General features: G+C 78.3%; 7 protein-coding genes. 6 read left to right on the plus strand and 1 reads right to left on the minus strand.

The genetic code is table 11. The annotated features are described in order from the left end of the window. The first annotated feature begins 148 nt into the window (after positions 1-148). From OKX07_RS06360 to OKX07_RS06385, 6 genes are read left to right on the plus strand one after another with little or no spacing between them, the layout of a single operon-like run. Complete coding sequence (locus OKX07_RS06360; protein WP_265630997.1) at positions 149-4,519, plus strand: FtsK/SpoIIIE domain-containing protein; 4,371 nt, start codon at positions 149-151, stop codon at positions 4,517-4,519. Continuing rightward, positions 4,516-7,551, plus strand: coding sequence for a hypothetical protein (locus OKX07_RS06365; protein ID WP_265630998.1), 3,036 nt, complete (start codon positions 4,516-4,518; stop codon positions 7,549-7,551). Before OKX07_RS06360 ends, OKX07_RS06365 begins: the two co-directional genes overlap by 4 nt. Continuing rightward, positions 7,548-10,439 carry a hypothetical protein gene (locus OKX07_RS06370; RefSeq protein ID WP_265630999.1) on the plus strand — a complete coding sequence of 964 codons (2,892 nt, stop codon included), beginning with the start codon at positions 7,548-7,550 and terminating at the stop codon, positions 10,437-10,439. Before OKX07_RS06365 ends, OKX07_RS06370 begins: the two co-directional genes overlap by 4 nt. Next, positions 10,436-11,407: an AAA family ATPase gene (locus tag OKX07_RS06375; protein ID WP_265631000.1), complete on the plus strand. Its 972-nt coding sequence runs from the start codon at positions 10,436-10,438 to the stop codon at positions 11,405-11,407. Before OKX07_RS06370 ends, OKX07_RS06375 begins: the two co-directional genes overlap by 4 nt. Before the next feature lie 10 nt (positions 11,408-11,417). Further along, a complete protein-coding gene (locus OKX07_RS06380; RefSeq protein WP_265631001.1) occupies positions 11,418-12,605 on the plus strand; it encodes a DUF58 domain-containing protein in 1,188 nt (395 codons plus the stop codon). Next, the gene (locus OKX07_RS06385) at positions 12,602-14,845 is read left to right on the plus strand and encodes a transglutaminase-like domain-containing protein (protein WP_265631002.1); all 2,244 of its coding nucleotides are present in this window, start codon (positions 12,602-12,604) and stop codon (positions 14,843-14,845) included. The genes OKX07_RS06380 and OKX07_RS06385 overlap by 4 nt, the downstream gene beginning before the upstream one ends. Before the next feature lie 9 nt (positions 14,846-14,854). Here the strand turns inward: OKX07_RS06385 and OKX07_RS06390 are convergent, their stop codons facing one another. Then, positions 14,855-16,522: a serine/threonine-protein kinase gene (locus tag OKX07_RS06390; protein WP_265631003.1), complete on the minus strand. Its 1,668-nt coding sequence runs from the start codon at positions 16,520-16,522 to the stop codon at positions 14,855-14,857. Between the last annotated feature and the right edge of the window lie 10 nt (positions 16,523-16,532).

Raw genomic sequence — 16,532 nt, forward strand, 5'->3', positions numbered from 1 at the left:
TCAGGGGGCCGAGAGGGTGACCGGTGTTCCGGTGGGCGAGCACCCCTCTCGCCGACCGGAACCCGGGTCACCGTCTCGGGCCCGATGACGTGACCGGTGTTCCGGTGGGCGTTGCACTGACCGCGTTCGACGAGCACCGGGAGCAGCCATGTGGCGCCTGAGCATCCAGCCGACCCGCGACAGCGGCCTGCGGGCCGTCGACGTCGAGGTCGTCGCGCGGGACGGTGCGCGGGTCGCCGACCTGGCGCGGGCCCTCGCCGGGCACCTCGGCGCGGGCGCCGGCGCTCTGCTCGCCCCCACGACCGACGGCGCCCCGTGGCCGGCCGCGCTGCCGCTCGCACAGGCGCCGCTGCGCACGGGCGCCGTCGTGCCGGTGGCGTCCGTGCCGGCCACGTGGCTCGACCGCCCCGGCGCACGACGCCCCGTCCGGGCCCGCGTGCGGGTCGTCGCCGGCCCCGACGCGGGGTCCGAGACGGACGTCGAGTCGGATGCGTTCACGATCGGCCGCGGCTCGGTCGCCACCGTCCGGCTGACCGACCCGTCGGTGTCCCGCGTGCACGCGCGCGTCCTGCTCACCGGCGGCGTCGTCGTCAGCGACGAGGGCTCCGCGCACGGCACCCGCGTGGCGGGTCGCCCGGTGCTGCGCGCCCAGCCGGTCGGCTGGGGCGAGCGCGTCGAGGTCGGGCGCACGACGTTCGAGGTCCACCGCGGCGACGCCACGCCCCTGCCCGCCGACAGCGGCGTGCTCCGTCCCCCGCGCTTCGGTGCGCAGCTCGCCGCGGCCGAGCTCGAGGTGCCCGCCCCGCCGTCCGCGCCGCGCCGCACCCCGATGCCGTGGCCGATGATGCTCATGCCGGTGCTGCTGGGCGGCGCGATGTTCGCGGTGAACCGCAGCCCGTTCTCCCTGGTCTTCATGCTGGGCTTCCCGATGATGATGGTCGTCCAGCACGTCGTGGCCCGCCGCCAGCAGGTCGCGGAGCACGACGCGCAGCTGCAGGCCTGGCAGCGCGACGTCGACGACGTCGTCGGGCGGCTCGACGACGCGGCCCGCGTGCAACGGGAGCGGGCCGCGCAGGACGAGCCCGACCTGGTGACCGTGCGCGAGCGGCTCGCCGCGCGCGACCCCGGGACGTGGGCGCGGCAGCGCGCCGACGAGGACTTCCTGCAGGTGCGCGCCGGGCTGGGCCCGCGGCCCGCGCTGGTCACGGGCGCGGTCGCGCGCGGCGGCGACCGCGTGCAGCGCGACCTGGCGGTCCGCGAGCTGACGGCGCGCGGCACGCTGACGGACCAACCCGTGCCGCTCGTGCTGGGCGGCCACCGGCTCGCGGCGGTCGTCTGCGCCGACCGGGACCGCGCCGACGCGGCCGTGCGCGCGCTGCTCGTGCGCCTCGCGGCGGCGCACTCCCCGACGGACGTGACGTTCGCGGCCGTCCTCGGCACCGACGCGACGCACGTCGAGACGTGGCTGCGCTGGCTGCCGCACACGGCGCACCGCGTCGGCGGGCTGCCGCCCGTGGCGGTCGGTGCCGCCGACGGCGGCGCGCTGCTCGAGGCGCTCGTCGCCGCGGACGGTGCCCGCGGGCACGTCGTGTGCCTGGTCGACGAGGACGCGGGCGTGCCGCGCCGGGCCGTCGAGGCCGTCGCCGCCGCCGCGTCGGACCGCGGCGTGCACCTGCTGTGGGTCGGACGCGACGCGGCCCGCGTGCCGTCCGCGACGGACGTCCTGCTCGACCTCGACGCCCGCCTCGTGCGGCGCCGCGACCGGGGCGGGGACGACGTCGTGGACGTCGTCGACGAGCTCGACCTCGCGGCCGCCTGGCACACGGCGCGCACGCTCACGGCGTTCCGCGACGAGGCCGCGGTCGTCCCGCCGGACTCCGCGCTGCCCGGAGCGGTGCGCCTGCCGGACCTGGGGACGGACCTGCGCGACCCGGACGACGCGACCGCGGTCCTCGACCGGTGGGCGTCGTCGGCGGGCCTGCGCGCCCAGCTCGGTGCGGGGGCGGACGGCGTCGTGACGATCGACCTGCGCGAGGACGGCCCGCACGGCCTGGTCGCGGGCACCACGGGCTCCGGCAAGAGCGAGCTGCTGCAGACGCTGCTGTGCTCGCTGGCGACCAACAACCCGCCGACGCGCATCACGTTCCTGCTCGTGGACTACAAGGGCGGTGCGGCGTTCCGCGAGTGCGCCGACCTGCCGCACACCGTCGGGTACATCACGGACCTCACGCCTGCGCTCGTGCAGCGGGCGCTGGTGTCGCTGCGCGCCGAGCTCACGTGGCGCGAGCACCTGCTCGCCGAGCACGGCGCCAAGGACCTCGTCGCGCTCGAGCGGCTGCGCCCCGACGTCGCGCCCCCCAGCATGCTCATCTGCGTCGACGAGTTCGCGGCGCTCCTGGGCGAGGTCCCGGAGTTCGTCGACGGCGTCGTCGACGTCGCGCAGCGCGGGCGGTCCCTCGGGATGCACCTGCTGCTCGCGACGCAGCGCCCCGCCGGGGTCGTCACGCCGCAGATCAAGGCGAACACCGACCTGCGGATCGCGCTGCGCATGGCGTCGACCGACGACTCGACGGACGTCGTCGAGGCCCCCGACGCCGCGACCCTGTCCCGTCGCACCCCGGGCCGCGCGTGGCTGCGACGCACGGGGCACGGCACGCGCGAGCTCGTGCAGGTCGCCTGGGTCGGGGCGCACGAGCCCGTCCACGACGAGGCCGTCGCCGTGCAGGTCCGGGCGTTCAGCGCACGGACGGAGACCGCGGCCCCGGGTGCGTCGGGCCGGGTGCACGAGCGTTCCGACCTCGAGCGGCTCGTCCTGACGGTCGGCGAGGCGTTCGCCCGCTCCGGCCTCGCGGCGCCCAAGCGCCCCTGGCTGCCCGCGCTGCCCGACGAGGTGCTGCTGGCCGGCGGCGCGCCGGGTGCCCTGCTCCTGGGCGCCGACGCGCGCGACGAGGCGGCCGTCCCGGGCGCCACCGACGACGTCCACACGTGCGTGCCCGCCCCCGGCGTGCTGCCCGTCGGCATCGCGGACCTCCCGGGTGAGCAGACGCAGCACCCGCTGCTCGTCGACTACGCGCGCGCCGGTCACCTGCTGGTGCACGGTGCGTCGGGGAGCGGCAAGACCGAGCTGCTGCGCACCGTGGCCCTCGCGGCGACCCTCGCGCACGACCTGGCGCCCGCGCTGGTCTACGGCATCGACTCCGCGGGCGGCGGGCTGTCCGTCCTGGAGGCGCTGCCGTCCGTCGGGTCCGTGGTCGTCGAGCAGCAGCCCGAGCGCGTCACGCGGCTCCTGCGGATGCTCCACCGCACCCTCACCGAGCGCAACGCGCTGCTCGCCCGGCACGGCGCCGCGGACGTCGAGGCGCTCGCCGACACCGGCGTCGTGCTGCCGCGCGTGCACGTCCTCGTCGACAACCTGCCGCAGCTCGTCGAGCACCTCGAAGGTGGCGGACCGCTGCGCCGCGGTCACGTCGACCAGCTCGTCGCCGTGCTGCAGGACGGGCGCCGCTGCGGCGTGCACGTCACCGCCACCACACCGCGCCGCACCGGGCTGCCGTCGGCGCTCGCGGGCGCGTTCGGGCAGAGGCTCGTGCTGCGGATGACGTCGGTCGACGACTACCAGGTGCTCGGCGTCCCGCCGAGCGTGCTCGACGACCGCACGCCCCCGGGGCGCGGCCTGCTGGGACGCACGGAGGTGCAGGTCGCGACGGTCGGCGGCGCGGGCACCCCGCAGCAGGGCGCGCTGCTGCGTGACGTCGCCACGCGCGAGGCCGGCCGGTACGCGGCGCAGCCGCCCGTCACCGTGCCCGCGATGCCCACGCGGGTGCCCGTCGACCTGGTCCCCGCCCCCGAGCGCGACGACGTGTGCGTCGGCGTGGACGGCGACCTGGCCACGGGTGTCGTGCTGTCGCTGCTGCCCGCGCCCCTGCTCGTGCTCGGGCGTGGCGGGTCGGGGCGCACGTCGTTCCTCGTCGGGCTCGCCCACGCGGTCGGGCGGGCGGTGCACCGCCCGGACGCGGTCCACCTGCTCGGCCCGCGCGCCCGCCCCGCCGCGGGCGTCGATGCCGCCGTCAGCGACCCGGCCGCGGCGACCGCGCTGCTGGAGGAGCTGCTGGCCGCCCCGGCGCCCACCGACGACGCCTGGCGCGTGCTGCTCGTCGACGACGTCCACGAGTGGGAGCGCGGGTGGGAGCGCGGCGGTGACGACCGGCGGCTGGTCGAGCTGCTCGCCCGGGTCGTCGAGGAGGCGCCCGCGCGGCGGGTCGCGGTCGTCGTGGCCGCCGACGCCGACGAGGCGCGCGCCCGGCAGCACGTCGCGGGCGCGGTCGCCGCGGCCCGCCGCGCGCGCCGTGCCGTCCTGCTCGGACCCGAGATGGCGGACGGCTCGTTGGTCGGCGCCACGGTCCCGATGCACACCCACGAGCCGACGGGTGGCGTCGGGCGCGGGCTGCTGGTCAGTGCCGGAACTGTCCGAGTTGTCCAGGTACTATCGCCCTCTGCCGACCGGGAGCCCGTCCGTTGAACCGCTCGACCACCACCTCAGGCCTGCTGCGGCGCCTGACGGGCCGCCCGGGTGACCGGCAGCGCGGCTTCGCCGAGGCCGGTGTCGCCGTGACGGGCGCCGCTCTCGTACTGGGCGCCGCGCTCGGCTCGGGTGTGGCCTCGACCGTCGTGAGCATGTCCGACGGCGTCACCTGGCTGCCCGACGACGAGACCGGTCAGGTCGTGCAGATCAACCCGGGCACGGGGCGTGCCGAGCGTCGTCTGCAGGTGGCCGAGCCGGGCAGCGCCCTCGCGATCAGCCAGCGCGACGGGCACCTCGTCGTCACCGACGCGGGCACCGGGACGATGACGAGCATCGACCTCGCGACCCTGATGGCCGCCGGGCAGCGCCGCTCCGACGAGCCGGCGCGCGTCCTGGTCGGCGGGGGCCAGGTGTACCTCGTGACGACCGCCACCGGTGTCGTGCGGGCGGTGGACCCGCTCTCGCTGCAGGACCTGGGCTCGCCCTTCCGCGTCGGCGTCGGGCTGGCCGACGCGGTCGTGGACGGCAGCGGTGCGGTGTGGGTCGTGACGACCGCGGGCGACGTCCGCTCGGTGACCTGGTTGCCCGACGCCAGGCGTTTCGACGCGAGCGACCTGCGACCCGTGCGGGGCGCGGGCACCGGGACCCGCCTGCTCCCGCACGCCCGTGGCGTCACGGTCTTCGCCCCCGACGGGGGTGCGGTGCTGCAGGTCGGCGTCGGGCGCGACCTCGCGGTCGCGGTGCCCGCCCTGACGGGCGAGGTGCTGCCTGCGTCGACCGCGCCCGCGGACCTCGCGCCGGCGGGCGTGCCCGACAGGTCGACGGTCGTGATGCTCGCGGGCGACCGCCTGCTCGAGATCGGTGTCGGTGAGCTCGGCTGCCCGCGACCCGGACGCCCCGCCGTGTTCGCGGGACTCGTGTACGTGCCGTGCACGGGCGCCGGTCGTGTCCTGATCCTGCGGCCCGACGGGACGCGGGCGCGCCCCGACGTCGTCGTCCCGGCCGGTCGGGACCCGCGCCTGCTCGTGGACGACGGCCGGCTCGTCGTGCACTCGGAGGACGGGGCGCGCGCGGTCGTCGTCGAGGCCGACGGCACGACACGCGTGATCGACACGGGTCGCGACGACGCGGCGGTGCACGACCCGCGCGACGGCGGCGCGGCGGCGGTCGCCGCACCACCTCCGCACCGCCCCCCGTCGTCGCACCGTCCGGACGACGCGCCGCAGCAGGGCCCGCAGCAGGGCCCGCCGCAGGGTCCGTGGCAGGGCGGCCCCTGGGAGGGCGGCCCCTGGCAGGGCACGCCACCCCCGGGACCGGATGTCCCCGTGGCGCCGCCCGTCGCGGACCTGCCCGGTCCGGACGCGACCGCGGGGCCGTCTGCCGACCCGACCGTCGACCCGACGGCAGACCCGTCCGCCGACCCGTCGGCGGATCCGTCCGCGCGACCGAGCGCGACGCCCGGTCCGCTCGCCTCACCGGGCGACCGCCCCACGACGACGGCCCGCCCCACGACGACGGCCCGCCCCACGGCGACGGCCCGCCCCACGAGCACGGCTTCGCCCACCGCGTCGCCTCGCCCGTCCGCGGCCCCGGCACCCGACGCGCCGACCGGCGTCGTGGCGACGCTCGGGGAGCAGCAGCCCAGCGGGGGGACGGACGTCGTCGTCGTGTGGCGGGCGGTCACGCCGCGACCCGACGCGTACGTCGTGCGCGCGACCACGAGCGACGCCTCACCCCTCCTGGGCGTTCCCGAGCCGATCGAGCTCCGCGGTACGGTCCCGACGTCCGCGACGTTCCTGCAGGTCGGGTGCGACGCGCGGTTCGTCTTCACGGTGGAGGCCGTGGTCGACGGCGTCGCGTCGACGCCCGGCGCGAGCGCGTCGGTCCGCACGCCGCGCTGCGTCGGGCCGCTCCAGGCGCCCGTGGCCCCGACGGGCGTCACGGCGACCCCGCACGCGGACGGCACCGTCACGGTGTCGTGGACGCCGGCCACCGGTGAGGTCGACTCCTACCTCGTCGGCCCCCTCGGTGGGTCGACGACCAGCACGGACGAGAGGGCGACCGCCGTGGTGCTGCGGGACGTGCCCCGCGGCACCGCGCTGCAGTTCGTCGTGCAGACGGTCCTGGGCGAGCAGACCGCGGCGTCCGACCCGTCGGCGCCGGTCACGGTCGCCGGACCGCCGGGTGCCGTGACCTCGATCGCGGAGAGCCGGGGTCGGGCGACCACGGACGGCGACCGCGAGGTCAGCGTGTTCTGGGGAGCCGCACCCGGCAACGGCTCGCCGGTGGAGGCCTACGACGTGGCGTGGAGCGGCGGCGGCCTCAGCGGCAGCCTCACCACCGCCTCGACCTCCGCACTCGTCGCCTTCAACTGCGCAGGGATGAGCCTGTGCCACGAGGGCGGCGACGTGACCATCACGGTGACCGCGCGCAACGCCGTCGGGCAGGGGCCCGCGACGAGCTACGTGCACGAGCTGATGCCGTACGGCCGGCCCGTCGACGGCGACCGGGTCGTCGCGTCGGTGCGGGCCGGTGAGCCGGGCAGGAACGACCCGGGCGTCCCGATGTACGCGACGTTGGCGCCGCCCGCCTGGTGGGTCTCGCACACGGGCGGCTGCACGCTCGTCGTGACCCACGGGACGACGACCACGCGGGCCGTGCCGTGCGCCGCGGGCGAGGTGTCCGTCGGGGTGTTCGACGGCGGGGGCGGCACCGTGACGGTCGCCGTCCGCGCCGAGGGGGTGGCCGGGGGGACGGCGACGTCCGCCGCGGTCGCCGAGCTCGTGCCCGACAGACGCACGTGGGCGTACTGCGACCTGCAGACCGGGATCTGCACGGATCCCGTCGGTCTGGTCGACCCGGACGTCGTGGTCGTCCCCCTCCCGTGGGCGCCGCGCGCCCCGAGCGGCCCGGAACGGCCGCCGCTGGCCGCCACCGGGCTCGGGCTCCTGCTGGCCGCCGGCGCCCTGCGCGCCGCGCGCCGCCACGGCGTCGATACCGCCGCCGCACCCGCGGGGCTCCCCGGGTGAGCGGCACGGGATCCGGGGTGGTGCGGCGTCTGCTGGGCCGTGCGGGGGACCGGCAGCGCGGGTTCGCCGAGGCCGGCGTGGCGGTCACGGGTGCGGCGCTCGTGCTGGGCGCCGCGCTGGGCTCGGGCGTCGCGTCGACCGTGGTGACGATGTCGGACGGCGTGACGTGGCTGCCCGACGACGCGACCGGTCAGGTCGTGCAGATCAACCCGGGCACGGGACGCGCGGAGCGTCGTCTGCAGGTCGCCGAGCCGGGCAGCGAGCTCGAGATCAGCCAGCGCGACGGGCACCTGCTGATCGCCGACGGGCGCACGGGGACCCTGCACAGCATCGACCTGGCCACGCTCATGGCCGGGGGGCAGCGCCGCGCCGACGAGCCGTCGCGCGTCCTCGTCGGCGGAGGGCGGGTGTACCTGGTCACCCCGTCGTCGGGCGTCGTGCGGGCCGTGGACCCCCTGACGCTGCGGGACCTCGGTGCGCCGTACCGCGCGGACGCCACGCTGGCGGACGCGGTCGTCGACGCCGCGGGTGCGGTGTGGCTCGTCACGACCAGGGGCGACCTGCGCTCGGCGACGTGGTCACCGCAGGACGGGGCGTTCGACGCCGGTGACGTCAAGCGGGTGCACGGCGCCGGCGCCGGGACGCGGTTGCTGCCGCACGCGCGCGGGGTCACCGTCTTCGCGCCGGACAGCGGCACCGTGCTGCAGGTCGGCGTCGGGCGGGACCTCGCGGTCGCGGTCCCGGACCTGTCGGGCGAGGTGCTGCCCGCGGCGACCGCGCCCACCGACCTCGCGCCGGCGGGCGTGCCCGGCCGGTCCGCGGTGGTGATGCTCGCGGGCAACCGCGTCCTCGACGTCGACGTCGGTGCGTCGGGGTGCGCCCGCCCCGGCAGCCCCGCGGTCTTCGCGGGGCTCGTCTACGTGCCGTGCGCCGGTGCCGGTCGGGTCGTGGTCCTGCGTGCCGACGGGTCGCGTGCCCGGGCGGACGTGCTGCTGCCCGCGGGCCGCGACCCCCGCCTGCTCGTCGACGACGGGCGGCTCGTCGTGCACACCGAGGACGGTGCGAAGGCGGTGGTCGTCGAGGCCGACGGCCGGACGCGGGTGATCGACACGGGTCGCTCGCAGGCGGCGGTGCACGACCCGCGCGACGGCGGGTCGGCCCCGGTCGCGGCGCAGCCGCCCCCGCGACCTTCCGTGCCGCAGGGCACCGCCGGGGAGCCGCCGCCCGGCGCGTGGTCCGGTGCCGTGGTCGTCGGGCCGGACGGCCCGCCCGCGGGGTCCGGGGGGACCGCGGACGACGGGTCGGGTCCGGGCCCCGGGCCGACCGACGCCCCGTCGCCCGGGCCCTCGCGCAGCCCGGCCCTGGCCCGCCCGAGCGCCGGCGCCGGTGCGACGCCGGAGCCGACCGCGCGTCCGCCGGCCGCCCCCACCGGGGTCGAGGCCACGCCGGGACCGCTCGACGACGAGGCGCTCGCGGACGTCGTCGTGACCTGGCAGCACGCGTCGAGCCCGCCGGACGCCTACGTCGTGCGGACGTCGGTGGTGGGCGTGGCCCCGCTCGAGGTCGACGGCGGCGCCACCGGTGCGACCGTCCGCGGCGTCGTCTGCGGCATGCGCGGGACCTTCACGGTCGAGGCTGTCGACGGCTCCGCGCGGTCTGCCGCGGCGTCGAGCCCGGCGGTGCGCACGCCCCCGTGCCCGGCGGCACCCGCCGCCCCCCGCGGGGTGACGGCCGTCGCCCACCCGGACGGGTCGGTCACCGTCTCCTGGGAGGTGTCGAGCGATCCGGTCGACTCCTACCTGGTGGGTCCCGACGGCGGCTCGACGACCACGGCCGGTGCGGCGGCGACGTCGATCGTGCTGCGGGACGTGCCGCCGGGGCCTGCCGTCCGGTTCGGCGTGCGTGCGACCCACGGGCGCCTGACGAGCGCGGCGGTGCTGTCCCCGGCGGTCGCGGTCGCGGGCGCGCCGGGGCCCGTCGCACCGATCACGGTGACCCTGGAGCGGCGCCTCGACCGGGAGATCACGTTCGTCGTGCGCTGGACCCCGCCGGACGACAACGGTTCGTCCCTGACCCGCTACGTCGTGACGTGGACGGGGACGGGCATCAGCGGGTCCTCGACCCCGGGCGCCGTCTCCGGCTGCTCCGCGGGCCAGGGCTGCGGGTCGGGTGCCGCGCAGCGCACCGAGGTCCAGGTCGACGCGCCGTGCTCGGGCGCCGGGGTGTGCGCCGACGGCGGGCCGCTGACGATCACCGTGGCGGCGGAGAACGGCGTCGGCACCGGCCCCGTCGCGAGCGCCGAGCTGGACGTCCCCCCCGCCTCGGGCCGGACGACCGTGATCGCGGGGGTCGAGGCGGTCACGCCGGCGCTGAACGACCCCGACGTGCACATGGTGGTGCACCTCGATCCTCCGCCGGTGTTCCGCGACCACCCGGGCGCGTGCCTGCTCGAGGTCGAGCACAGCGCCGGCAGCCGGTCGACCTCAGGGTGGTCGTGCCAGCCGGGGGACGTCGTGATCGGGCCGTTCCCCGAGGGTGTCATCACCGTCACCGCCAGGACCGTGAGCCCCGACGGGTCCGCCGGCTACGGCTCCATGCCGTCCCGCGCGGACGTCCCGCCCCGCAACCAGTGGGCGTACTGCGACCTGACGACGGGCATCTGCACCGACCCGGTGGGTCTGGCCGGTCCGCCGGTGGTCGTCGTCCCCGTCCCGTGGACGCCGCGCCTGCCCGTCGGGCCCGAACGTCCCCCGCTCGCCGCGACCGGTGCGGGCCTGCTGCTCGCCGCCGGTGCGCTGCGGTCCCTGCGCCTGCGGCGGGCCGAGCGCGCCGCCGCCGCCCACCCGCGACCGACCCCGCACGCCACCACCGAGGAGACCCCCGCATGATCGACGACCCCGCCGCCACCGTCGCCGAGTTCCGTGTGCTCCACGGCCGCGTGGTCGACGCCGTCGAGCACGCCGTGCACGGCAAGCGACCCGTCGTCGAGCTCGTGGTCGCCGCGCTGTTCGCGGGCGGGCACGTGCTGCTCGAGGACGTGCCCGGCACGGGCAAGACGACGCTCGCCCGCGCGCTCGCCGCGGCGCTGGGCGGCACGTCCCGCCGCATCCAGTTCACGCCGGACCTGCTCCCTGCCGACGTCACGGGCACGTCCGTGCTCGACCCGGCGACGGGGGCCGTGCGGTTCCGCCCCGGCCCGGTGTTCACGCACGTGCTGCTGGCCGACGAGATCAACCGCGCGGCCGCCAAGACGCAGTCCGCGATGCTCGAGGTCATGGCCGAGGGCACCGTGACGGCCGACGGCACGACGCACGCCGTGCCGGACCCCTTCCTCGTCGTCGCGACGCAGAACCCCGTCGACCTCGACGGCACCTACCGCCTGCCCGAGGCGCAGCTCGACCGGTTCCTGCTGCGGGTGAGCCTGGGCTACCCGGACCTCGAGCACGAGCTCGCGGTGCTGCAGCCGGGGTCGTCGGCGGGCGACGTCTCGTCCGTCCCCACGGTGACGACCCCCGCGGACGTCGCCCGGCTGACCCGGGCGCTGCGCGGCGTGCACGTGGCGGACCCGCTGCTGCGGTACGTGCGCGCCCTGGGGGAGGCCACGCGGACCGACGCCCGCACCCGGCTGGGGGCGAGCACGCGTGCGCTGCGTGCGCTCGTCGCCGCGGGGCAGGTGCAGGCCGCCGCGCAGGGCCGGCACTACGTCGTGCCCAGCGACGTGCAGTCCCTCGCGCACGCCGTGCTGGAGCACCGGCTGATCCTGCGGCGCGAGGCGCTGCTCGAGGGCGTCACCCCGGCGGACGTGGTGGCGGCGGCGGTCGAGGCCGTCGACGTGCCGCGGCCGGCGGCGGTCTGAGGGCCGGGTCGTGTCCCGTCGACTGCGCCCGACCGCGCGCGGGGTCGCGCTCGCCGCGCTGGGCGTGCTCACGCTGGGCCTGGGGCTGGTCGCCCGGTACCCGGGGCTCGTCGCGATCGGCGTCGCCGCGCTGGGCCTCGTGGCGGCCGCGGTGGTCACGCTGCTCCTGCCCGTGCCGCTCGACGTGACCCACCGGCTGGTCCCCGAGCGCGCACCGCGGCTCGGGCCGGCCGCCGCCCACGTGTCCCTGCGCAACGCCTCGCCCTGGTTGCCGCTGCTCGTGGCGGGCACCGACCACGTCGCCGGACGCGACGTGCCGCTCGCCCCCATCCGGCTGGCGCCGCAGGGCTCGGGTGTCGTCGAGGTGCCCGTCCCCACGGACCGCCGGGGCCTGCTCCCCGTCGGCCCGTTCGTGCTCGAGCGGCGTGCCGTGGCCGACCTGGTGCGCTCGCGGGAGCAGCGCGGCGGGTCGTCCACGCTGGTGGTCACGCCGCGGCTGCTCGTCGCGTCGGGCCCGCCGACGGGCCGGCGTCGCGGGCACGCGGGTGCGCAGGAGCGCGTCGAGCACGGCGGCACCGACCTGGTGGGGCTGCGGGAGTACGCGCCGGGTGACGACCTGCGCCGCGTGCACTGGGCCAGCAGCGCGCGGCACGGCACACCGATGGTCCGCGAGGACGCGGACCCGGCCGAGCCGCACCTGACCGTCCTGCTCGACGACCGCGCGGCCGCGTACCGGCCGGGTGCGGCTGGGGACGGGTTCGAGGAGGCCGTCGACGTGGCCGCGTCCCTGGTGCACGCGTGCGTGGCCGCGGGCGTGCCGGTGCGGTGCGTGACCGTGTCGGGGTCGCTCGACGTCGACGCGCCGGCCGGTGTGCCCGGCAGCGGGGAGCCGCTGCGCGCGGCGGCGCACGCCGTGGACCGGCTGACCCTTCTCGCCGCGACCGACCGACCGGTGACGGACGCAGTCGCCGTGCCACCGGGCGGTGGTCCGGCGCCGGACGTGCTCGCGGTGGTCACGGGTGCCGGCGCGCCCGTCCCGCCGCTGCTGCTCGCCGCGCGGGGCGCGGACACCGTCGCCCTGCTCGTCGTCGACCCCGCGCCGCTGCGGTCGCTCGGCGCCGCGGCGTCGGCCACCGTGGTGCGTGGCCCGCGGGCCGAGGACCTGCTGCGGGGCTGGGACCTGGCGGTGGCGCCGTGACGGGCGGGGCAGCGGCGGCACGGGGCGCCGTGCGGGAGGCCGGGCCCGGGACCGCGGTGACGCTCTGGGCCGTCGCGCTGCTCGCGGTGGCGTGCGTCCCGCTCGCGGCCGCGTTCACGTCGCCCGTCGTCCTCGCGGCGCTCGCGGGCGCGGTCGTGCTGCCGTTCGGTGTCGTCGCGCTCGCGCGGCGGCTCAGCGTGCCCGCCTGGGCCACCGGCGCGGCCGGCGTGACCCTGGTGCTCGCGGTCGCGACGTCGTTCGCGCGCGTCGCGGACGACCCGATGCCCGACGTCGCCGCGGCCGGGTGGCGGACCACGCCCGCGGCGCAGGTCCTCGGTCCCGTGGCCGACGCGGTCGCGCGACTGCTCACCGCGCCCCGCCCCGCCGCGCCGGCGCTCGCGCTGCCGGTCGTCGTGCTCGCGGCGCTCGTGGCGCTGGCCGTCGCGCTCGCGCTCGGTCGCCGGGCGCCGGCACGCGTCGCCCCCCTGGTCGGCGCGGTCGTCCTCTACGGCGCTGCGCTGCTGCTCACGGCGGGGCAGGCCGACCGCGGTCCCGTGGGCGCCGTCCTCGTCGCGCTCACCGCGGCGGGCTGGTCGCTGCTCGACGGGGACGCGCTCGCGCACCGCCGCGACGCGCCGCGCCTCGGTCGCGCGCCGGTCGGGCCCCGGCCCCGGTGGCGCGCCGGCGGGGTGGTGGGTCTGCTGGTCGTCGCGCTCGTCGCCGCCGGTGGTGCCGCGGCCGCGGGCGCGGTGACGGGCCGCGCCTTCGAGCCCCGGGACCACGTCACGCCACCGCGTCTGTCGGCCGACGCCGTCCACCCCCTCGCGGAGCTGTCGCGCTGGCAGACCGACGCCGACGCCACCGTGCTGCGCGTGCGCGGGACCCACCCGGGGTACCTGACGTGGGTCGCGCTGCCCGACTTCGACGGCGCGGGGTGGTCCGCGGACCTGGACCTGCGCGCGCTGGGCACGGTCGTCGAGCCGTCGTTGCCGCCCGGCCGTGCGCGGCAGGACGTCGACATCGAGGTCGAGCTGGTCGACCTGGCGGGCCCGTCCGGGTCGCCGGGGTCCTGGCTGCCCTCGTCAGGGGCGGTCGCGGCGTCGTCCGCCCGGGACTCCCTGGTGGACGTCGACGCGGGCGTCCTCGCGGTGCCGCCGGCGGGGGACGGCCGGCTGCCCGCGGGGCTGACGTACCGGGTGCGAGGCACGGTCGACCGGCCCGATCCCGCGGCCGCCGCGCGCGCGGGCGTGCCGGGAGGCCCCGAGGTCGACCGCTACCTGCGCCTCGACCGGTTCCCCGCGGACCTGCGCACGTACGCCCAGGACGTCGTCGCGGGCGCGTCGTCACGGCTCGACCAGGCCGAGCGCCTCGCGGCGACCGTCCGCGGCGACCGGGAGCTGGCGGCCCAGGCCGTGAGCGGTGCGTCCTACGCCCGGTTGCGGGAGTTCCTGTTCGCGGACCGCGCCGCCGGGGGGCAGGTGGGCACGAGCGAGCAGTTCGCCGGGGCCTTCGCGGTCCTCGCGCGGGCCGTCGGGCTGCCGTCGCGCGTGGTCCTGGGGTTCGTCGTGCCCGGCGGCGCCGCGGTGGGCGACGACGTGCCGCGCGACGTCCACGGGCAGGACGTGCGCGCGTGGGCCGAGGTGTACCTCGCGGGGCCCGGCTGGGTGCGGTTCGACCCGGCGCCGGACGCCGTCACGGCGTCCGCGCTGGACGAGGTGATCACCGAGCAGGGTGCGGAGCCGGCGGTGCAGGACGAGCCGGCCGTGGACCCGCCGGACGAGGCGCCCGCGGACGAGCCGGTCACCGAGCGGACCGGCGGCCAGGACGCGGGCGTGGGGCGCGGCGTCGTCGTCGCTGCGGTCGCGACCGTGCTGGTCGCCGGCCTCGGCGCCGCGCTGGTCGCGGCGATCGGGGCGCGTCTGGTGCGACGCCGCCGGCTGCGGGCCGCGGGTGCCGTCGGCGCGTGGCAGCACGCGGCGGACGCCCTGCTGCTGCGCGACGGCCCGGCCGCACCGGCGGCAACGGCGGACGTGCTCGCGTCCCGCATGACCGCGCTGTCCGGGGTGCCGACGCGCGGCCTGGCGACCGCGGCGCAGGCCGCCGCGTTCGGCACGGGCGCCGTCGCAGCGGGGGACACCTGGCGCACGGCCGTCGAGGTCGAACGTGGTCTGCGGTCCGGTGGCTCGTGGCGCCGCCGGCTCACGTGGTGGTGGGACCCCACCCCGCTGCGCCGGCGCTGAGCGCCGGGATCACCGGGTGCGGCACTCCTCCTCGGACACGCCCTGGCGATCGACGTCGGCCTCGACGATCGCGACCACGGCCACGCAGACCTGTGCGGCCTGCGGGTCGACGCCCTCGAGGGTGACGTCCGTGACGCCCGCCGCCGCCCGGACGACGGGTGCGCCCTGGGGGTCCTGCGCGTACGGGCCGACGACGACGAACGTGGCGGCGCCGGCGCTGGGGTCCGTCCAGCTCACGTCCAGGCTCGTGCCGTTGTCCACCACGGCGAGCTCGGTGGGAGTGATCGACGGGTCCGAGACCGGGGCCTGCTCGGGTCCGGTCGGCGTGGGCAGCGGCCCGTCGTGCTGGGGGACGTCGACGACCGTGGGAGCAGCGCTCGGCGTCGGGACGGCCGAGGCCGTGCGCTGCGTCGCCGCCCACATCGTGACCGCGACGCCCACGGCGCTGCCGAGCAGCACCGCCCCGCCCATGAAGGCCGCCACGGGCACCCACGCGGGACGCCGACGACCGGGAGGTGCACCCGCGGGCCCTGCGCCCTGCGCGGCTGCCGCGGCCGGGTGCAGGCCCGTGACCTCGTCGTCGACCGGGGCGACGGCTGCGGGTGCGCCCAGCAGCGAGAGAGCGGACGGGGCGAGCGACCGGTCGTCGTCGGCGTGCACGGGCGCCACGGGCGGCTGGTCGAGCGGTGGCGCAGGAGCCGGCGCGGGCGGCACCGGGTCGGGTCGGTGCGCGGCGGTCACGGCGCGCGTGCCACGGACCGGGGTCGACGTCGTGGCGGCGTCCGCCGGCGCCCCGGGGGACCACGAGCGCGTCTCGGTGGGCAGCGCCAGCAGGGCGGCGTGCACGTCCTCGGCGGCGGCGTACCGGTCGTCGCGCGCGGGCGCGAGGCAGCGTCGGACGATGGCGCGCAGCCCGTCGGGCACGTCGGTGCGCCCCAGCGGGCGGCGCTCACCGGTGCGGACGCGCCGCAGGTAGCCCAGCGCGGTGTCGTCCGCGGGGTCCGGGGCCGCGAAGGGGGCCCGCCCGTCGAGCAGGGTGAAGAGCGTCGAGCCCAGCGACCAGACGTCGTCGGCGGCGGTCGGCTCGAGGCCGTCGAGCACCTGCGGGGACGCGTGCCGGTAGCTGAACCGCTCGAGCGACGCGGTGTGGCCGGCGTCGGCCATGCGCGCGATCCCGAAGTCGGTCAGCACGTAGGACGTGGGCAGCACGAGCACGTTCTGCGGCTTGACGTCACGGTGCAGGACGCCGTGGGCGTGCGCGAACGCCAGGGCGTCGGCCACGGCCGTCCCCGCGGCGACGACCTCCGCGACCGGCAGCGGGCCGTGGCTCCGGAGGCGGTCGTGCAGGGAGCCGAGGTCGTGGAAGTCCATGACGAGGCACGGGTGGCCCTGGGCGGTCGTCACGGTGTCGAGGACCGTCACGACGTGGGGGTGCTGCCGGCCCAGCCGCACGGTGATCTCGAGCTCGCGCGCGAACCGGGCGACCGTCGCGGGGTCCGTCTCGAGCAGCACCTTGATCGCGACGTCGCGGTGCAGCGCCGGCTGCCGCGCCCGGTACACCACGGAGTCGCCCCCGCGCGCGACCTCGCGCACGTCGGTGTACCCGGGCAGCCCGAGGTCGACCTCGGGCCGGGTCGTCCGCGCCGGCGCGGGTGCCCACCGCTCGTCGTCGTCCATCGCTCCCCGG

The sequence above is a fragment of the Cellulomonas sp. S1-8 genome (genome assembly GCF_026184235.1).
In the GTDB taxonomy this organism is placed as follows: domain Bacteria; phylum Actinomycetota; class Actinomycetes; order Actinomycetales; family Cellulomonadaceae; genus Cellulomonas.

What these genes read in the sequence shown, in the direction of transcription:
- OKX07_RS06360 (WP_265630997.1), top strand. Translation starts at nt 149, where the DNA reads ATGTGGCGCCTGAGCATCCAGCCGACCCGCGACAGCGGCCTGCGGGCC.
- OKX07_RS06375 (WP_265631000.1), top strand. Translation starts at nt 10,436, where the DNA reads ATGATCGACGACCCCGCCGCCACCGTCGCCGAGTTCCGTGTGCTCCAC.
- OKX07_RS06390 (WP_265631003.1), bottom strand. Translation starts at nt 16,522, where the DNA reads ATGGACGACGACGAGCGGTGGGCACCCGCGCCGGCGCGGACGACCCGG.